Annotated in this window: 19 protein-coding genes and 1 tRNA gene; 19 read left to right on the forward strand and 1 reads right to left on the reverse strand. The window is 37.2% G+C overall.

The window, feature by feature from the left end; translation table 11 throughout:
* Position 1 precedes the first annotated feature (1 nt).
* From JNUCC76_RS02550 to JNUCC76_RS02630, 17 genes are all read left to right on the forward strand, one after another.
* Positions 2–1,297: a DEAD/DEAH box helicase gene (locus JNUCC76_RS02550; protein ID WP_454155556.1), complete on the forward strand. Its 1,296-nt coding sequence runs from the start codon at positions 2–4 to the stop codon at positions 1,295–1,297.
* Positions 1,298–1,487: 190 nt separating this feature from the next.
* A complete protein-coding gene (gene mutM, locus JNUCC76_RS02555) occupies positions 1,488–2,321 on the forward strand; it encodes a bifunctional DNA-formamidopyrimidine glycosylase/DNA-(apurinic or apyrimidinic site) lyase (RefSeq protein WP_454155558.1) in 834 nt (277 codons plus the stop codon).
* Between the two features lies 1 nt (position 2,322).
* A complete protein-coding gene (locus tag JNUCC76_RS02560) occupies positions 2,323–3,057 on the forward strand; it encodes a DUF975 family protein (RefSeq protein WP_454155560.1) in 735 nt (244 codons plus the stop codon).
* The gene (gene coaE / locus JNUCC76_RS02565) at positions 3,058–3,678 is read left to right on the forward strand and encodes a dephospho-CoA kinase (protein WP_454155562.1); all 621 of its coding nucleotides are present in this window, start codon (positions 3,058–3,060) and stop codon (positions 3,676–3,678) included.
* The gene (locus JNUCC76_RS02570; RefSeq protein ID WP_454155564.1) at positions 3,665–4,954 is read left to right on the forward strand and encodes a DnaD domain protein; all 1,290 of its coding nucleotides are present in this window, start codon (positions 3,665–3,667) and stop codon (positions 4,952–4,954) included. Before coaE ends, JNUCC76_RS02570 begins: the two co-directional genes overlap by 14 nt.
* Before the next feature lie 7 nt (positions 4,955–4,961).
* Positions 4,962–5,909 (forward strand): primosomal protein DnaI, encoded by a 948-nt coding sequence (gene dnaI / locus JNUCC76_RS02575; RefSeq protein ID WP_454155566.1) that lies wholly within the window; start codon positions 4,962–4,964, stop codon positions 5,907–5,909.
* Positions 5,906–6,991, forward strand: coding sequence for a YibE/F family protein (locus JNUCC76_RS02580; RefSeq protein WP_454155568.1), 1,086 nt, complete (start codon positions 5,906–5,908; stop codon positions 6,989–6,991). Before dnaI ends, JNUCC76_RS02580 begins: the two co-directional genes overlap by 4 nt.
* Positions 6,991–7,767, forward strand: coding sequence for a YibE/F family protein (locus JNUCC76_RS02585; RefSeq protein ID WP_454155570.1), 777 nt, complete (start codon positions 6,991–6,993; stop codon positions 7,765–7,767). The genes JNUCC76_RS02580 and JNUCC76_RS02585 overlap by 1 nt, the downstream gene beginning before the upstream one ends.
* A 40-nt stretch (positions 7,768–7,807) precedes the next feature.
* Positions 7,808–8,110 carry a hypothetical protein gene (locus tag JNUCC76_RS02590; RefSeq protein ID WP_454155572.1) on the forward strand — a complete coding sequence of 101 codons (303 nt, stop codon included), beginning with the start codon at positions 7,808–7,810 and terminating at the stop codon, positions 8,108–8,110.
* Positions 8,111–8,237: 127 nt separating this feature from the next.
* Positions 8,238–8,308: transfer RNA gene (locus JNUCC76_RS02595), tRNA-Cys, on the forward strand.
* A gap of 309 nt (positions 8,309–8,617) precedes the next feature.
* Positions 8,618–10,648 carry an ATP-dependent DNA helicase RecG gene (gene recG / locus JNUCC76_RS02600; protein ID WP_454155574.1) on the forward strand — a complete coding sequence of 677 codons (2,031 nt, stop codon included), beginning with the start codon at positions 8,618–8,620 and terminating at the stop codon, positions 10,646–10,648.
* A gap of 84 nt (positions 10,649–10,732) precedes the next feature.
* Positions 10,733–11,779, forward strand: coding sequence for a phosphate acyltransferase PlsX (plsX, locus tag JNUCC76_RS02605; RefSeq protein WP_454155576.1), 1,047 nt, complete (start codon positions 10,733–10,735; stop codon positions 11,777–11,779).
* Between the two features lie 49 nt (positions 11,780–11,828).
* Positions 11,829–12,077: an acyl carrier protein gene (gene acpP / locus JNUCC76_RS02610; protein WP_010284595.1), complete on the forward strand. Its 249-nt coding sequence runs from the start codon at positions 11,829–11,831 to the stop codon at positions 12,075–12,077.
* 185 nt (positions 12,078–12,262) lie between these two features.
* The gene (locus JNUCC76_RS02615; protein WP_454155579.1) at positions 12,263–12,712 is read left to right on the forward strand and encodes a SprT family protein; all 450 of its coding nucleotides are present in this window, start codon (positions 12,263–12,265) and stop codon (positions 12,710–12,712) included.
* 48 nt (positions 12,713–12,760) lie between these two features.
* Positions 12,761–13,594 carry a Cof-type HAD-IIB family hydrolase gene (locus JNUCC76_RS02620; RefSeq protein WP_454155581.1) on the forward strand — a complete coding sequence of 278 codons (834 nt, stop codon included), beginning with the start codon at positions 12,761–12,763 and terminating at the stop codon, positions 13,592–13,594.
* Entirely contained in the window at positions 13,575–13,805 is a 231-nt protein-coding gene (locus JNUCC76_RS02625; RefSeq protein ID WP_454155583.1) for a hypothetical protein, read from the forward strand. The genes JNUCC76_RS02620 and JNUCC76_RS02625 overlap by 20 nt, the downstream gene beginning before the upstream one ends.
* Entirely contained in the window at positions 13,798–14,535 is a 738-nt protein-coding gene (locus JNUCC76_RS02630) for a CPBP family intramembrane glutamic endopeptidase (protein WP_454155584.1), read from the forward strand. Before JNUCC76_RS02625 ends, JNUCC76_RS02630 begins: the two co-directional genes overlap by 8 nt.
* A gap of 37 nt (positions 14,536–14,572) precedes the next feature.
* Here JNUCC76_RS02630 and JNUCC76_RS02635 read toward each other — a convergent pair whose 3' ends face one another.
* Positions 14,573–15,670, reverse strand: a complete 1,098-nt coding sequence (locus tag JNUCC76_RS02635; protein ID WP_454155585.1) for an aminopeptidase P family protein — start codon at positions 15,668–15,670, stop codon at positions 14,573–14,575.
* A gap of 201 nt (positions 15,671–15,871) precedes the next feature.
* On the opposite strand from JNUCC76_RS02635, the gene ccpA reads away from it, so the two are divergent.
* Both ccpA and JNUCC76_RS02645 read left to right on the forward strand, forming a co-directional pair.
* Positions 15,872–16,879, forward strand: coding sequence for a catabolite control protein A (gene ccpA, locus JNUCC76_RS02640; protein ID WP_454155587.1), 1,008 nt, complete (start codon positions 15,872–15,874; stop codon positions 16,877–16,879).
* Positions 16,880–16,987: 108 nt separating this feature from the next.
* Positions 16,988–18,850, forward strand: a complete 1,863-nt coding sequence (locus JNUCC76_RS02645) for an acyltransferase family protein (RefSeq protein ID WP_454155589.1) — start codon at positions 16,988–16,990, stop codon at positions 18,848–18,850.
* Positions 18,851–18,884 lie beyond the last annotated feature (34 nt).

An 18,884-nucleotide genomic window follows, 5' to 3' on the forward strand; every position in this document is an offset into this window, starting at 1 on the left:
AATGAAACCTGAACTTTTAGAAAAATTTAATGCCTCTTTTGATACACCAACGCCTATACAAAGTGCTGTTTGGCAACGCTTGACTGATGGCGATTCAATATTTGGTTTAGCACCAACTGGAACTGGTAAGACATTAGCTTTTGTATTACCAGTTTTATCTCGTATTGACACGAACTTGAAACGTACACAAGTATTGATTCTAGCCCCCAGTCAAGAATTGGCCATGCAAACAACACAAGTCGCTCGAGAATGGGGAAATGTTGTTGGTGCAAGTGTAGCTAGTTTAATTGGTGGCGCAAATGGCCGTCGACAAGCTGATAAAATTAAGAAAGACAAACCGCACATTATAGTAGGCACATTGGGTCGTGTGCTGACAATGGTAGACGGTGGCGTACTAAAATTAGATCATATTGCAACTGTTATTTTTGATGAGGCTGATGCAATGTTAACTGAGGAGCGTCATGACAGTTTACAGAAGTTAGCAGATAAGTTACCTTCACATATTCAATTAGGGTTGTTTTCAGCAACTTCTGGTGTGGATTTAAACTATGTCAGCGACACGTTTGAACAAAAAGTGCATCCAATCTCTGTAGGAACAGATGCGCCGGTATCTATTAAGCATGAATTCCAGTACGTGGATCAACGTGCAAAAGAAAAAGTATTAATACAATTAGCCCGAAATAATCAACAGGCTTTGGTATTCTTTAATACAATTAGTGCTTTAGTGAGTATGCAAGCTACCTTGCGACACGCTCATGTGAGTGTTATGAGCATCGGTAGTAATGACAAACGCCAAGTGCAACGTGCAGACGCTTTGCGTTTATTCAAAAAAGGCGAAGTTACTTTATTATTGGTAACTGATGTTGCGGCGCGAGGATTAGACATTGAAGATCTGCCATTGGTAGTGAACGCACAGTTGCCGCAACGTAAAAAAACCTATGTCCACAGAACAGGACGAACAGGACGTATGGGAAAAATAGGGCGTGTATTGAATCTTGGTAACGATCATGACATTCGCGACCTAAAAAGAGAATTAGGGGATAGCTTTAATCTAGACAAAGCAGAAAACTTGTTTGAAAAAAGTATGAAGTCCCAAGAAAAGGCTGTCACAAAAGATACAAATACAGATAATGTTTCATCTGTCTCTAAAGTCAAAAAATCCTCAAGTGCCATTCCTTTGGTAACAAAAAAAGAAGTTATAGTTGAGCCCACTACAAAAGTTAAAAAGAAGAAACGTGCAAAAAGTTCCAAAGATAAGGGAAAACCAAAGTGGGCCAAGAACGGTAAAACGAAGTGATTGAGTTAGCTTGATACTTGGTTATCTACGTGACAATATGATATAAAGTTAAAAGCGCACACAATATTTGGTTGGGTGCGCTTTAGTGCTTGTGTGTTAAAATGATGTAATATAGAAATAATGCAATGCAAATTTATAAAATTAAGCTATAAAACAATTAGTCTTGTTTTACAAGACAGCAGGAGGGAAGATGCCAGAACTACCAGAAGTTGAAACGGTCAGACGTGGGCTTGAAAAACTGATTATTGGCAGCAAAATTATTGATGTACAGTTACCTTACCCAAAAGTTATTACTGGTGATGGGCAGCAGTTCATCACCGGCGTCATGAATACAGAATTCAAACAAATTGATCGTCGGGGCAAATATTTATTACTACGTTTAGCGAATAATCATACGATTGTATCGCACCTACGAATGGAGGGGCAATATTCAGTTGAGTCTCTCGAGACGCTCCCTTATAAACATACAGAGATTGTCTTTGAATTATCCGATAAGCGAGCTTTGTTTTACAATGACACGAGACGTTTTGGGCGCATGGCGTTGACCACAACTGGTTTTGAAAACACAGAAGTACCTTCGTTATCCAAATTAGGACCAGAGCCTACAGAGGAACAGCTGACTTTATCATATATGAAGGTCATTTTTTCAAAGTCTAGAAGACCTGTTAAAACATTTTTATTGGATCAAACACAAATAGCTGGTATTGGTAATATTTATGCTGATGAGGTTCTGTGGCAAAGCAAAATTCATCCCAAAACGCCGGCCAATGCACTAGATGAAGTTCAATTGAGTGTTCTTAGAGCAAATATCATTTCAGAAATTAAACGAGCGATTAAGCATCACGGTACAACAGTACATAGTTTTAGTAATGTTTTTGGTGAGGTGGGCAAGTTTCAAAATGAATTACAGGCTTATGGGCATGCTGGCGAACCATGTTTACGTTGTAATACACCAATGGTTAAAATAAAAGTTGGTCAACGTGGCACGACTTTTTGCCCATTTTGTCAAGTGGAGAAGAATTAATATGAATCAGGAACCAATAAGTATTATTGACGTCAAACGCGATGCCAAAAAATTGATAAAGGGTCGACTAGGGACAGCTATCAAAATTAATATTATCGCGATTATTGTGACAGTGATGACCTTATCAATGATGACTTTCGCAGTGTATGCGATGATCAAAGACACTAATCTAATGTCTAGCGCTGATGTTTCTTCAACAACAACATCTCTAAATATGAATACAGGAGATGTGATTGTTTCAGTATTGCGAGATGCAGCTGGGCTAACATTTATGTGGTCTGTTTCTTGGACAATTATTGATTGGTTTAATAAGCCTGAAAAGAATCCAAGATTCATTCAAACTTTTCAAATATTTAATAATGGTAAATTTCCGCAAAGTTTGCTATTAGCTGTCGTGCAGTCCATGCTGACTTTCCTTTGGACGATGCTGTTTACAATTCCTGGATTGATTAAGCATTATTCCTATGCTCAAACGTATTTTAGTTATAAACTAGATTTGGATGCTGGGAAACAAGCCAATGCATTGACAGATTATATTACACGTAGCCGAAAAATAATGAATGGCCGTAAGTGGGAATTATTTTTATTAGACTTGAGTTTTATTGGTTGGCACTTATTAGGAATATTGACAGCTGGTTTGGCTTACATTTATGTCATTCCTTATCTGAATGCTACTAAGGTAGCTTATTCACGTCGGTTATTTAAGCTAAATAATGAAGCAAACGAGGAACAGTAAATGTTGACAATTGGTTTAACAGGTGGAATTGCTACAGGGAAATCAACAGTTAGCGCTTTGTTGCGTCAAGCAGGTTTTCCAATTGTTGATGCAGATATAGTGGCTCGTGAAGTTGTTGAGCCAGGAACACCAACGCTTGAAAAAATTAAATTAGCGTTTGGGTCGGGGATAATTGACAATGGCGTATTAGATCGACGTAAGCTTGGTCAAATTGTCTTTGAAGATGGTGCCCAATTAAAAAAATTAAATGATATTATGCAACCAACCATTAGCAGTGCTATGGCAGATAAAATTAATTTTTGGCGTTTACAAAATGTGCCAATATTAGTCCTGGATGTACCATTGTTATTTGAACGAGACTATGATAAAAATAAGTCAGTAGATAAAATAATTGTTGTTACTGCTAGCGAAGAAGTCCAATTGTCTCGTTTGAAAAATCGTGATCAACTTAGTAATATGGAGGCACGTAATCGTGTAAAGGCACAGTTACCAATGTCGCAAAAAATTGCGAGAGCTGATTACGTTATAGACAATAATGGCCATATCGAAGAGCTACAGGAACAAGTTACGATTTTAATCAAAAAAATAAAGGAGATCGCGTCAACGCATGATGCAAAATGATGGCACAATTGAGTTTCACGCTAAGGCTGGTGTTTTTGTGCAGTCAAATACACCAATCACATTGACTGATTTAGATCGTGCTTTTGATTTATACACGCCGTTTATTGGTGCAACTGGATATGCATTGTACCATATGTTGGTAAGGGAATTACCCTACAATACACGACTAGATGCACGTGAAGATCATAATTTTATTTTAGATAGTCTGAATGTCAGTTTACCTGATTTTGTTAAGGTTCGTCGTCGTTTAGAAGCAGTTGGCCTATTGACGACACTTTATACGGAAGATGCTTTGGGAGAAATTTATACGTATCAATTATTTGCTCCGCTTGACGTTGACAGTTTTTTCAAAGAAAAATTATTGGCTGGCCTATTGTTTAAATATGTCGGGGAAGAGCGTTATTTAACACTCCAGAAACGATATGCTACACAAGGTCAACCAAACGTAAAGGGTGATAATATATCCGCCAAGTTTTTACAGGTCTTCAAGCACGATACAGCTACCTCATTACCACCAGTTGAAGCAGAAGTAAGTCATGGCAAAATTGAAATAGTAGATGACTTTAATTTTGAAAACTTTACTGGCTTAGTGAGAGGTACAACAATAGAAAAGTTGGCACAACATCGTGATTTCTTAGTATCGATGCACGTTATTTACGGTGTTGATGAGGTGACGCTTGCTGGCTATACCTCTCAAGCAATCTCATTAGATACTCATGATGTTGACGAAAAAATTTTGCAGCAAGTTATGCGTCAGAATCGTACAACTGTCGTTGCAGAGCCAGTGGTCTCACAGCCAGTACAGCAAAACATCTCCAGGGAAATGTTACAATTAGTTCAAGATGCGAAAACATTAGCGCCTAATGCCTTTATTGAAGATGTTAAGTTTAAAAAAGGTGGCGGATTTGTGACACGAAATGAATATTATTTCATTAGTAAAATGATCAAAGATGTGCGACTCAAAGCAGAGGTTGTCAATATGTTGGTTTGGTACGAGTTGGGTAAACGAAATCGTGATACTGTCAATGTTGATACAGCGGAAACAATTGCTAATTCATGGTTAAAAATGCATGTGAATTCGGCCGAAGCAGCACTAAATGCAATTGAAAAATATCAACCTAGTCGTCCGACAAAGCGAAATTATACCAAAAAAGTGACGCGTGTCGAACCAAAAATGCCTTCTGATACTCCCCAAAATAAGCCAGCAACTTCTGTGGATGAAGTAGCGGAAGCCTTAGCTGAACTAAAAAAGTTGAATATTAAGACTAAGAATTGAGATTAATATGCAGAATTTATCTGAAGTACTCAAGCAATTTCAGCAACAATATGCTAATAAAGCTAATTTATCGGATATTATTGAATCCATTGGAAAGGATCAAGATATACGTACTTTTTGGAATGAGCATCAGGATGAATTAAACTCAGATGCTTTTCAACTTAAAATGGGTGATCTGTATGAGTACATTCAACAAAAGAAAAAAATTGCAGCTGGGGAGAAAGTGCTCTATCCAGGATATTATCCACAGTTAACGATTGAAAAAGGTTATCCATTAGTTCATTATGTTGCTGATGAGAAAACACGCAAACAATTAATGCAACGCGAAAAACTAACTTTGTACAAGATGCCAAAATCTGTTCGTTCAGCAGATTGGAGCACTATCGGCGAGGAGATTGTTGATCATGCCCAAGAGGAACAGGGTAAAACAGAAGCATTTGTTTCGCTCAATAAAATTTTAAAAAGCTTAACTAGTACGGTCCAAAACAATTTTGTTCAAGGTATTTATTTATACGGCGATTTTGGCGTAGGTAAAACATATATGATGGGGGCTCTTGCTAATGCACTGGCCGCTAATAACATAGGCGTTATGTTGCTACATTTTCCTTCATTTATTAGTGATTTGAAAGCAACATTTGATCATAAAAATGAATCTTTGGATGAATTATTAAGTAAGGCAAAAAGCGTTTCTGTGTTAATTCTTGACGATGTTGGTGCAGATACGTTGACAGCGTGGAGCCGAGATTCGATTCTTGGTATTATTTTGGAATATCGTATGCAAAATGAGTTAACAACATTTTTTACCTCTAATTTTGATGCGAATGGATTTGAGCAATATCTATCGCAAACTAGGGAAGGTAATGAACCTATTAAAGCTGCTAGACTCATGCAAAGAGTGAAGTTCTTAGCTAAGCCGGTCCAAATGACAGGAAAAAATAAACGGTTAGAAAATTGATATTCCTAAAAAAGACAAAAAATTATTGGTTTGTAGCCATTGCCGTAATTGCTGCTTGGTTTCTATTGCGATCTGATTCATTTTTGTATCAAGAGCCAGTGGGCCAGGTTACGCATGTTAAAATTCAGTCCAAACAAAAAACGACAGATGAGCATAATAATACAGATAATATTTATCATCAACAATTAACGGTTAAACTGTTAAATAGAAACAAAATCATTAAGTTGACCAATCAATACACTGATTCGCAAACTGTGACACATAAGTACAAAGTTGGAGACCAACTATTATTAACAGGGCATACGGGATATTTTCGCATTATATCTCTTAAACGTGATGCAGTCATCGGATCTTTAGTTGTTTTACTATTAGGGCTGTTATTGATTTACGGGAAATGGCGTGCGACGTCATGGTTAACCCTCAGCCTTGTCGCTAATGTGATTCTTTTTGCGATTGCATTATATATAGATGTTCATCTTAAAAATCCGAATGTCATTTTGATATTTAGCATTTTAGCTATTGTTGTAGCCGCAATGAGTTTGGTACTAGTATTGGGCAGAACCCTCCAGATGGTGGTTACACTTTTGGCAACTCTTTTATCAACGATCCTTACGATGTTCATCATGTTTGTTGCCCTTAAAGTTACTGGTAATGAAGGTGTTCATTTCGAAACCATGTCGTACGTAACGCAAGTGCCAGTGACTTTGTTTATCGCCCAAACAATTATTGGTGTTCTAGGAGCGGTTATGGATGAAGCTGCAGATATTGTTGCTGCGTTATTTGGTCTGCGTCGTGAAAAAGTTGAGCGTCACTTCAAGGACTATTGGCATGCGGGAATGAATGTTGGGCGCGATATTATGGGTACATTAATTAATGTACTGTTCATGATTTTTATTGCAGAAACAATGCCAATGGTTTTTTTGATGCTACGAAATGGCAATAATTGGCCCTATATACTTGACCAAATTATGAACTTGGGCATTTTACAGACAGTTATTTCTGGAATCGGCATTGTATTGGCTGTTCCTGTCACTAGTGCTTTGGTTGGGTGGATTGCTGAGAGATACAAGGTGGTGGACTAATGAATGCGATTGGATTATTAATAATCATTTTATTTATTTTAATGGTGTTTGTTGGTGGTGTCCAGGGAATGAAAGCTTTTGTAGGCTTGGTGTTGAATTTTATCGTTATTTTCATTTTGATGATTTTAGTTAATTGGCAATTTAATGCATACATTGTTACGGCTTTAATGAGTGTCATTATTCTGGCTCTTGCAATTTATTTAGGTGCAGAAAATCAATTTGTGACTAACACAGCTTTTAAGACAAGCTTGATAGTTGTGTCAATTTTGATGGTAGTGGCGATTTTGGTTCAACATTTAGGCCAATTTCAAGGATTTGCAACCGAAAATTCAGAAGAACTGGAAGGGTTATCGTTGAATGTAGGCCTGCCTTTTACAAACATCGCTGTAATTGTAATGGTCATATCCATTTTAGGGGCTGTTGCTGAAGCTGCAATGGCTATTGTAGCTGATTTGAATGAGGTCATAGAGCGTACACCAAATTTGAGCAAAAAAAGTCTATATGCGCATGCACATATTATTGGTGGGCAAATATTAGGGACAGCTATTAACACACTTTTCTTTGGGGTTTTAGGTGCCAATCTACCGCTTTTAATCTGGTTCATTCGCCTCCGGTATTCAATCGCGATGTTTTTTAATGCAAAGCTATTAATGGTGGAAGTTGTTACAATGTTGTTGGGCATGCTAGGGATTTTGATGAGTATCTGGGTAGCTAGTCGATTAGTTGTACATGAATATGAAAAAATACAAAGCAAAAATACGATAAAAGGAGAATGAAGTCTACTTCTAAGGCTTCATTATTAAAAATTAATTCACTATGAAAGAAACTTTTAATTTAATTGAACGAATCACACGTAATGATGGTAGTTCTTATTTTGAACTAGGGAACATCCCTCATAATGGTCGTGCTGAATATGCTGCTGAACACGGGTTTATTCAAAGTGTTCAGATTTTGAAAGTTAACATACCACGCTCAACTCACGTAGAAAAAGTGGAAGAGTATATTAATTCACACTATAAACTACTTCCTTTGGAATATGATGGTTGGGAAGAATGGACTAAGACACCTGAAATTGAGGAAGAGCTACAAAGAATACTTTTGGATAATCGATTGGGCTAACTGAAACCCGTGTTTAAAGACCGATTAGTAACAATGTATATGAAAAGTAACCAAAATGTTGTAATTTTGATCAATTTTATATATAATTAAGAGCGTTGTTATTTGATATGACAACGCAAATAAGTTTGGTAGTGTAGCCAAGTGGTAAGGCAACGGTCTGCAAAACCGTGATCGCCGGTTCGACTCCGGTTACTACCTTCTAAATATGATAAACGCTGTAAAATTTTATGGATGCTGGTTTAATTGACCAAGCTGACAATATGATTTTAGCAGTGTTTTTTATATAAGAAATAGTTATGGATGCAGAGCCTGAATGCAAGCGAATAAAAAGCTATTTGGTGAAAAATATTGATAATGTCTTTCAACTATTGAATTAATGTTAGCGATTGACGAGCAAATACAGCCAACTATTTTTTTAAATGACGTCGGAAAATGATGTAGATGACCTTGCTCTTCTGTTGATGTTGCCACGCTATTGGTACTTTTTTATATGTTATAATATTCAAGATGATAATGCTAAATGACAATGTGAATATTTTGCCAGGTGTAGGTCCTAAGCGCCTAGATGCGTTACATGAAATTGGTATTTTTACCATTGAGGATTTGATTAATTATTTTCCATTTCGTTATGAAGACTTAGGAGAACGGCTACCCTCTGAAACAATAGATGGTGAAAAGGCTACTTTTAAGGGAATTGTGAGTACACCGGCTGTTGTAAATCGTTTTGGCAAACGATCTCAAACACGTTTTGGACTAATGATAGAGCATGAAAATGTACGTGTATCATTCTTTAATCAACCATGGATTGCTCAAAATATCGTGGTTGGCCAAGAGGTTGCTGTTTATGGTACTTATGACGCTGCTAAAGCATCCTTGACAGGAATGAAAGTGATTTCCAAGGCTTCCAATGAACTAGATCCAATTTATCCTTCGTCAAAACAAATAAGCGCTAAAACAATACGTCATTTGATAGAAATTGCGTGGGCTGATGTACGTGGTACAGTTGGCTCATTAGTTCCCGATAAAATTCGTCAAAAATACCGTTTACTGGACAGAAATACGCAAATTGAAAATATGCATTTTCCAGTTGACATGGAGCAAGCCAAATTGGCACGCCGAAGTATAGCTTTTGAGGAATTTTTTATATTTCAAATGAGATTGCAGTTGCTCAAATTAGCTGATAAGAACTTTTCCGGTGAAGGTATTAATTATGATAGTAAAGCGCTAAACAAATTTGAAGCTGGTTTACCTTTCACATTGACAGAAGCACAACAAAAAGTTGTTTCTGAAATTTTGCAAGATCAAAAACGTCCAGTTCACATGAATCGCTTATTACAAGGTGATGTAGGTTCTGGTAAAACAGTTGTTGCAGCAATTGCATTATATGCTGCTGTCACAGCAGGAATGCAAGCTGCATTGATGGCGCCAACTGAAATTTTGGCTCAGCAACATGCCATTAATTTAGCTTCAATGTTTGAAAAAGCTGGCGTTGACATCCGTATTGAATTACTGACTAGTGGTATGAAAGCTGCAGCTCGCCGTCAACTATTAGAAGATTTAGCTGACGGAACAATAGATATCTTGATTGGTACACATGCGTTGTTACAACCGGATGTAATGTTTCATCACCTGGGTTTAGCAGTGATTGACGAACAACATCGATTTGGTGTCAATCAACGTGCAAAATTACGTGAAAATGGTGTGAATCCTGATATACTAGCAATGACGGCCACGCCAATTCCTCGTACCTTATCCATTACTGCTTATGGAGAAATGGATGTATCAATAATTGATCAACTACCTAATGGTCGTAAACAAATTCAGACACGAAAGATTAGTCATAATCAAATTGACTCGGCACTTAATTTTCTTAAACAGCAGCTTTCAGAGGGCGCGCAGGCATATGTTGTGACGCCTTTGATTGAAGAGTCAGAAGCATTAGATGTGCAAAATGCGCAAGCAATGTATGAAGCATTACAACTTGAGCTGCCAAATGACACAATTGGCTTACTTCATGGTCGGCTCTCGAACGACGAAAAAAAAGCTTTGATGGCCGACTTTAAAAGAAACAAAATTCAGGTTTTAGTTGCTACTACAGTCATTGAAGTGGGTGTTGATGTACCTAATGCTAGCATCATGTTAATTATGGATGCAGATCGATTTGGATTGGCACAATTACACCAATTACGTGGCCGAGTTGGTCGTGGTACGAGACAATCATACACGATTTTAGTTGCAGATCCAAAGACGGATTATGGTCGTGCTAGGCTTGATGCAATGGTCGAAACAACAGATGGTTTCATTCTAGCGCAAAAAGACTTGGAACTACGCGGTTCTGGCGATATTTTAGGAACTAAACAGTCTGGTGTACCAGAATTTGCAGTTGGGGATCCGATTAAAGACTTGAAAATGATGGAAGTTGCTCAGCAAGAAGCAATTAGCCTGGTTAGTACTGACGGTTGGGATAAGTTCTCTGAGAATCAGGTATTAGTGGATTACTTATCAAGAACAATGGCGCATTATCGGCATTTAGATTAGATTAGGCAGTTTTGGCGCAAGAATAGAGATAAAAATGGAAAGGAACGTGTTCAGCTAATATTAAGTTGAACACATTTAAAGAACATGAAAATCGCAATAGATGCAATGGGTGGCGATTACGCACCGATGGAAATAGTCAAGGGTGTAGAAATAGCTCGTGATCGTTATCCAGATATTGAATTTTTACTTTTTGGAACAAGTGAACAGGTTAAACCATTGGTAAAGGATTGGTCACATATTACCCTAATTCCCACAACTGAAGTTATTGAGATGGGCGATGAGCCGGTTAAAGCAATGCGACGTAAAAAAGACTCATCAATGGTTCGTGCCGCAAATGCTGTTAAAGCTGGCGAAGCTGATGCTTTATTTAGTGCTGGAAATACGGGGGCCCTACTATCAAGTGCTATTTTCTTAATTGGTCGTATCAAAGGCGTTGACCGTCCAGCTTTGGCCACCGCTTTACCAAGTTTTGCTGGTGAAAATGATCAATTTGTATTTATGGACTTAGGTGCAAATGCTGAAAGTAAAGCCTCACATTTATATCAATACGGAATATTAGGAAGCTTTTATGCTTCTCATGTTTTAGGAATTAATGATGCACGAGTGCGTTTATTGAACAATGGTGCAGAAGAGGATAAAGGGGATGAGGTTCATAAAATAGCGCATCAGCTGATGAAAAACTCACAATCTTTTAATTTTTTGGGTAATGTTGAAGCACGTGAATTATTAGAAGGAACTGCAGACGTAGTGGTAGCTGATGGCTTTTCGGGTAATGCAGCATTGAAAGCCACGGAAGGCACTGCATTGATGATGTTGAAGCAAATTAAGCAGGCTATCATGCAAACCGGGCTTCGTGGTAAGATGGGCGGTCTCTTGCTAAAACCAGCTTTCAAAGATATTCAAAAGAAGTTGGACTATAACGAAGCAGGTGGTGCAGTAATCTTAGGTGTTAATGCGCCTGTCGTTAAAACGCACGGTTCTGCTAAAGCTAATGCAGTTGCTAATACAATGGGACAGATTAAAAAAATGATTGAAAAAAATCTAGTGCCAGATATTCGAACATACATCGCGGACCATAAGAATGAGTTGCAAGCTGCTAAGAATGAATTGCAGTCACAAATTAATGAATAAGTTATGGTATAATGGTTATTTAGATTAAAGATTCTGGGAGTAATTACTGATGGCAATGGAAAAAGAAGCAATTTATAATATGATGGCGGATGAAATTGCAGAACGATTTAATGTGAAAAGAGATACCATTACGCCGGATTTGAATTTTTTGACAGATATCGATGCGGATTCTATCGACTTTGTTGAGCTGGTATTAGAAGTAGAAGATATGTTTAATGTCGAAATTTCTGATGATGATGCTGAAAATTTGGTTACGTTGCAACAGACAGTTGACTACATTGTTGAACACCAAAATTAAATGTTTAAATACTTTGTATCATTCATGGGACTGACAAACATTTACAATATAGATACGCTTTAATGATTACGGGCATTGTTCTGAATCATTATATATTTTTGTTAAAGTAAGTCCTCACACATTGTTATTTGTTTGGGGACTTTTTGTATGATTGGCTAAAATATTAATTGAAACGATGTGTTAAAATGACAGATAACGAGTTACAAAATCTTGTTGAAAAAATATCACTTGATAACTTTGATAGACCATTTCAACACCATGCAACATTCAATTGTCATTTACGAACAACAGGTGGCCGCTATTTTTTGAAAACACATGATTTAGAATTCAATCCTAAAATGTCTACATTAGAAGACTTTAACAAAATTATCAAGCATGAATTGGTACACTATCATCTACATTTAAGTCATCAAGGGTACCAACATAAGGATAGCGATTTCAAACAATTATTAGTACGTGTGGGCGGCATGCGCTATGCACCTGATATTGGTGGCAGACAATCATCTAAGTATCAGTGGTTATATCGTTGTGAAAATGGGCATGATATTATTCGGAAACGCCGATTTCAAACTGCACGCTATCGATGTGGTCAGTGTCAAGCACGGATAAAATTTATTGGTAAATTATCTAAATAAATAAACTGCTTTGTTATAATGAATGTACAAACATAATTGGAGATTATAATGATAAAATTGATTCTTTCAGATTTAGATGAAACATTACTCGACGATGATGGTACGATTAATTCTCAAAACATCACTGCTGTTCAAAAATTTGTGAAGAATGGCGGCTATTTTGTTCCTAATACTGGGCGTTCTTATAAGTCTGTTTTTGGTACATTAAAGGATCTGGGCTTAAACAAGCAAAACAAACAGTACGTGGTTTCATACAATGGTGGTGCAATTGTGGAAATTCATGAAGATGGTGGCGAAAAGATTATTGTCCAACACGGCATGGATTTAGAACTAGCCAAGAAAATTTTTTCTCTTGGCCAAATTCAAGCAGACATTGATACACACATCTACACGATAGACACACTATTCATTTATAATATTTCGGAAAATGATGAACAATACATGAAAGAACGTAGTGTGCCATATCAAGAAATGGCCGACGATAATTTAGATTTTCTATCGAATGAAAAAACGATAATGAAAGTTATTTTTGAACATCGCGATCCAGATGTATTGCAAAAAATTGCTGACACAGTTAATGCTCAACTTTCTGATAAGGTATTGACAACATTCAGCTCCAATCGCTATGTTGAGTTCAATCCTAAGGGAAGTGACAAAGGTTCGGCCGGATTAGAATTAGCTGACATGCTGGGAATACCACGAAACGAGGTTGCTGCGTTGGGTGATAATTTGAATGATGCAGCTCAAATAAAAGCGGCAGGCGTAGGTGTTGCCGTGGCAAATGCTAAACCGGAAATCAAAGAAATGGCTGACTTGGTATTGTCAAAAACAAATAATGAAGGCGCGGTTGCGGAATTCATTAATGAACATACAGGAAAATAAATTGGGTAATTTAATTGCAAGAGTAGTAATATCAATAATCAGTTTCGTACTTTTTTTCTGGATATTTATGTTAAGTAATCATCAGCATTGGCCATTATGGATAACGATAGTACTTGTTGCTTTCTTATTCATTGCTTTTAATGTGAGCTTTGTTTGGTTATATTGGCAGAAGAAAAAAGTAACATTAGATGATGAGGATGATGATGCTTGAAACAACAAACGAAGTGAGACCGAAGTCCCTAATACTTAGAATAATTAATGTTGCTTTTGTTCTAGTTTTAGTAGTGGTTGCGCCGGTACCATTACTTTTTGCTACAAAAACAGATAATATACTTTTACAAATATTGTGTGCCACAATAATGTTCATTTTTTATATCGGTATCGGATTCTATGCCTATAGACTACTAAGAAAAAATGTATCTGGTCCAGTTTTTGCTAAACCAGATATTCGGAATTGGCGTGGCTTTTGGTGGCTAATTGGTATGTGGTTTATCATGATAGCTATTGAGATGATACTAGCTCAATTACGGGCTCAACTAACAGGGGTTACAACAACTGAAAATCAGGAGGCTATCAATGAGCTAACTTCAAATCTAAATGTTCCAATGGTTGCCATGGTAATTTATGCTATGTTTTTGGCACCTGTAGTTGAAGAATTAGTTTTTCGTGGACTTATTTTAAATTATTTTTTCCGTAAAAGTTGGTGGTGGGCAAATATTATTTTGTCTGGAGTAGTTTTTGCACTACCACATATGGATACAATTCCCACGAATCTCGCCGACACCTTGAGCTATGGAATATATGCTAGTATGGGGATGGTGCTTGCGTATGTTTACAAAAAAACTGGTAATTTGAAAAATAGTATTACAGTTCATATGTTGAATAATGTTATAACAATGATACCAATACTGGTTGTAGCAATTATGAATGCTATACAATAAAAGACCAATGACTTGAGTCATTGGTCTTTTATTTATTTCAGAATTGTAGTAGTGCTTTGGATGTGTGAGTATAAGGAATGAAACCTTCTTTACTCATATAACCACTATCTTCAATACGGACACCTGCAACACCTGGAACGTAGATACCAGGTTCAATAGAAAATACCATGCCTTCTTTAAGAATCATGTCATTTCCCGCCATAATTGAAGGAAACTCATGTACTGATGAGCCTAAGCCATGTCCGAGTCGATGATTAAAATATTGACCATAGCCAGCTTTTGTAATGATATTTCGTGCGATGGCATCCAGTTCGCTGGCTGTCATACCAATTTTAGCTTGCGATTGGGCTGTGAGTTGTGCTTCGAGTGTAATAGCATGTATCTTTTTGGCTTCGTCGCTTACGTTTCCAAAAGCTACTGTCCTTGTGGCATCTGAGGCATATCCTTCAGTCATCGTTCCTAAATCAAACAACGCCATTTCACCAGTATTGAGTGTATTTGTTGATGTTGAACCATGTGGATCAGCAGCGTGGGCTCCAAATTGAACTAGTGTTTCAAAACTCATACTAGATACGCCTGCTTTTTTAAGTTCATATTCTAATTCGGCGGCAACAGCTAATTCTGATATACCACGCTCTAGTGCGTTAAAGCCAATTTCAAAGGCGCGATCAGCATCACGACCAGCAGCTTTCATATGTGCTATTTCGTCTGGTGTTTTGATTAGGCGAAGCTGATTAATTTGATCGGTAATGTCAATAGAAAACTGGCCATCAGGAAAGGCAGTTTGCAGTAAGTTAAGACGTGCAACTGTTAGATTATCGGCCTCAATGGCAAATTTTTTACCGTTGGTTAATGTTCTAATATGGTCAGCCAATTTTAACCAAGGATTTTCATGGTCTTCGTAGCCAAAAGCAGCATAGCGCCAGCCACTTTCTTTCATACTGTTGACTTCAAGTGCTGGTCCAAACAAAAAAGGTTCACTATTTTCCAGTAGAACGAGCGCTAAAACACGTTCTATTGGATCAGATTCAAAACCGCTTAAATAGGCAACACTGTGGTAATTTGTAATGATAGCGCCTGACAACTCTTGTTTGGTCAGCCAGCTAGTTAATGCGCTGATTTTTTCTGCATTCATGACACTAACTCCTGTGAAATTTTATATAAATATATTGTATCACTTTCATCATGATGAATCTTTTCTTGTAACAAAGTGAAACAATGATGAAAACACTTATAATTAATGTTGTAAGCGTTTGCAATTTAATTATGATTTGATATAATAGTGTAGATGACTTCTAAAAAGAATAATAATAAATGTATTAAAGAGGAATAAATTATGCAAAAAAAGCAAACGGCTACAATTTATGATGTTGCTAGTCGAGTTGGTGTATCACTAGCAACAGTATCGCGAGTTGTAAATGGCAACAGTAATGTCCGTGAATCTACGAAACGTAAAGTATTGGATGCGATTGAAGAATTAGGTTACCATCCAAATGCTGTAGCACGTGGGCTGGCTTCAAAAAAGACGACTACCATTGGTGTTGTGATGCCAGACGTAACAGATATGTATTATTCAGAGCTGGCCCGAGGCATTGATGATGTCGCTAATATGTATCATTATGATGTCTTGCTAACAAATACAGATGAAGATCCTGTACGTGAAACAATGGCTATTAACAACCTTGCCAGCAAGCAAGTTGATGGCATTATTTTTATGGGCAATGAATTGGATCGTGAAGTTTTAAAGACAATCTCCTCTGTTGATGCACCGGTTGTTTTAGCTGGTTCTATTGATGCTGAAAAGGTCTTGCCAAGTGTTAATATTGACTATATTGCAGCTACCAAAGAAGCGGTTGAAATGGTAGTCAAAAATGGACATGAACGTGTGGCATTAGTTACCGGACCAATGGAATATGCAATTAACAAACAACATCGCTTAGTTGGCTACCAAGCAGGTCTAGAAGCTGCCGGAAAAGAGTTTGATGAGAATTTGTTATTTGCCTCTCATCAGGACTATTCTGCTGGCTATCAAATTGCCGATAAAATCTTTGCCACTAATGCAACAGCAGCTATTGTTCATGATGATGAAGTTGCATTAGGAATCATGAATTATATGCGCGATCAAAGTAAGTCAGTTCCTGAAGATTTTGAAATCATCACATCAAATGATACAAAATTTGCAATTGTGACGCGTCCTGCTTTAACATCAATCGGTCAACCTAAGTACGATATTGGTGCAGTCGCAATGCGTATGTTAACTAAACTGATGAATAATGAAGTGGTTGATAACATGCAAGTTACGTTACCACATACATTTGAAAAACGAGGAACAACAATTAATTAAGAAATAATATTGAAACATTTGACACGTTACGTTAATAAAAGTAAAATTAGAGAAATGATGTAGATTTCGTGTATTTAAGATTATTGAGGGAACATAACGGTCAAAATTATGGAAAGTCCAAAAAGACGTTATATCAAGGGATTTGATGGCTTACGTGCTTTAGCCGTCATTGGTGTTATTTTATTTCACTTAATGCCCACAAAATTTGTCGGTGGCTGGTTTGGCGTGCCGCTTTTTTTTGTGATTTCAGGATATTTAATTACCGATCAATTGATACAAGAGTTTGATCGCAATCACAAGATTGCAATTTTTAAGTTTTATAAGCGTAGAATAAAGCGTTTGTATCCGGCTTTAGTAGCCATGTTGTTGATAGTGACTGCGATGATTTTACTTTTTGATCGCCAGTTAATCTACAATTTACGTCCTACTGTTGAAACCAATTTATTGTATGTTTTTAACTTTTGGGCAATCGGCCATGGGTCGTCGTATTTTCAACAATTTGGTGGTGCTTCGCCTTTCACACATTTATGGTCACTTTCGATAGAGGGGCAATTTTATTTCATTTGGCCCTTAGTTGTTTGGGCTGTTTTACGATTGGGTTTGAAGCGAGTAAATATTGCTAGAGTACTAATTTTGCTTTCATTAATTAGCGCGATATTAATGGCTGTTTTGTATGATCCTGCTGCGATTAATCGAGTGTATTATGGAACGGATACGCGACTATTTGCTATTCTATTGGGTACAGCTCTAGCATTTGTTTGGCCCTCGATTAAACTTTCTAATCATGTTAGTAGCAAGGTAAAACACTATCTTAATATTGTAGGACTCTGTTCCTTTTTACTTTGGGGATTGGGAACATTATGGTTGAATGGACAACATCCTGCGACTTATTATGGATTAATGTATTTGCTAACTATAGCAAGTACTGTTTTGGTTGCTGTAACAGCTCATCCGGCTTCCTGGCATGCCAAAATATTAGATAACAAACTTTTAAACTATTTAGGGGAACGCTCCTATAGTATCTACTTATATCAATTACCAGTTTTTGTGTTTTATGAAAAATTTATCCCGCATTATCAGCCAAATGTTTTGAACATATTGATTGAAATTGCGATTGTTTTACTGTTAAGTGAATTGAGCTACCGCTATGTCGAAAATTTGTTTCGTAATGGAGAAAAACTACGCCAATTGGGTCATTGGTTGGTACAGTCACGTAATCGATTTTTCTTAATTTTAACGCCTGCACTGATTTTTTTGCTTTTCATCGGTCATGGATTAGCCAATCAAGATGCTGGGCACCCGCAACCACAGACTGAATTACAAAAGAAATTGTCCAAAAATAAATTGGCAGTGGAAAAGAGTAATCAAATCGCTCAAAAATCGGCTAAACATTCCTCTAAGCAATCAAGCAATAAAAGCATGTCGGAAGCTGATAAAAAAGTCATTGCAACATATGATTTAAATGCCGCACAGTACATGAGCTTCAAGAATATGTCATTTACAGCTATTGGTGATTCGGTTATGTTAGATTCGGCACCATATCTCCAAGAAATTAATCCCAAGATAGTGGTCGATGCAAAGGTGGGGCGCCAAGCCTACGAAGCGCCGGATTTAGTGAAAAAAATGGCTCGCAACGACGAGTTGGCACCAAACATCTTGGTAGGATTAGGAACAAATGGTGAGATTAGAAGGCAAGATTTGGATCGCATGATGAAAACCTTTGGTACAAAGCGGCAGGTTTATTGGATTAATAATTTAGTACAGAGCAAACCTTGGCAGAAAGATAACAATGACATGTTGGCGGAAGCTAATAACGATTATAAAAATTTACATATCATTGACTGGTATGGTTTGGCAAAAAAACATTCGGATTGGTTCGCTGATGATGGTGTCCACCAAGGGCCTCTTGGCGCACGAAATTATGTCAGGTTGATTGTTGAAAAAACAGGTGATGTGAACAAAATCAAGTAAGAATTAGCGCATGCAACCGTTTGAACATAATATC

This window comes from Leuconostoc sp. JNUCC 76, assembly GCF_053667755.1.

Bases quoted from the DNA above. Each gene is read 5' to 3' on its own strand.
- JNUCC76_RS02625 (WP_454155583.1), top strand. From the start codon at position 13,575: ATGAACATACAGGAAAATAAATTGGGTAATTTAATTGCAAGAGTAGTA.
- JNUCC76_RS02635 (WP_454155585.1), bottom strand. From the start codon at position 15,670: ATGAATGCAGAAAAAATCAGCGCATTAACTAGCTGGCTGACCAAACAA.
- JNUCC76_RS02550 (WP_454155556.1), top strand. From the start codon at position 2: ATGAAACCTGAACTTTTAGAAAAATTTAATGCCTCTTTTGATACACCA.
- JNUCC76_RS02570 (WP_454155564.1), top strand. From the start codon at position 3,665: ATGATGCAAAATGATGGCACAATTGAGTTTCACGCTAAGGCTGGTGTT.
- JNUCC76_RS02590 (WP_454155572.1), top strand. From the start codon at position 7,808: ATGAAAGAAACTTTTAATTTAATTGAACGAATCACACGTAATGATGGT.
- recG (WP_454155574.1), top strand. From the start codon at position 8,618: ATGATAATGCTAAATGACAATGTGAATATTTTGCCAGGTGTAGGTCCT.
- JNUCC76_RS02645 (WP_454155589.1), top strand. From the start codon at position 16,988: ATGGAAAGTCCAAAAAGACGTTATATCAAGGGATTTGATGGCTTACGT.
- JNUCC76_RS02620 (WP_454155581.1), top strand. From the start codon at position 12,761: ATGATAAAATTGATTCTTTCAGATTTAGATGAAACATTACTCGACGAT.
- plsX (WP_454155576.1), top strand. From the start codon at position 10,733: ATGAAAATCGCAATAGATGCAATGGGTGGCGATTACGCACCGATGGAA.
- mutM (WP_454155558.1), top strand. From the start codon at position 1,488: ATGCCAGAACTACCAGAAGTTGAAACGGTCAGACGTGGGCTTGAAAAA.
- coaE (WP_454155562.1), top strand. From the start codon at position 3,058: ATGTTGACAATTGGTTTAACAGGTGGAATTGCTACAGGGAAATCAACA.
- dnaI (WP_454155566.1), top strand. From the start codon at position 4,962: ATGCAGAATTTATCTGAAGTACTCAAGCAATTTCAGCAACAATATGCT.
- acpP (WP_010284595.1), top strand. From the start codon at position 11,829: ATGGCAATGGAAAAAGAAGCAATTTATAATATGATGGCGGATGAAATT.
- JNUCC76_RS02615 (WP_454155579.1), top strand. From the start codon at position 12,263: ATGACAGATAACGAGTTACAAAATCTTGTTGAAAAAATATCACTTGAT.
- JNUCC76_RS02630 (WP_454155584.1), top strand. From the start codon at position 13,798: ATGCTTGAAACAACAAACGAAGTGAGACCGAAGTCCCTAATACTTAGA.
- JNUCC76_RS02585 (WP_454155570.1), top strand. From the start codon at position 6,991: ATGAATGCGATTGGATTATTAATAATCATTTTATTTATTTTAATGGTG.
- JNUCC76_RS02560 (WP_454155560.1), top strand. From the start codon at position 2,323: ATGAATCAGGAACCAATAAGTATTATTGACGTCAAACGCGATGCCAAA.
- ccpA (WP_454155587.1), top strand. From the start codon at position 15,872: ATGCAAAAAAAGCAAACGGCTACAATTTATGATGTTGCTAGTCGAGTT.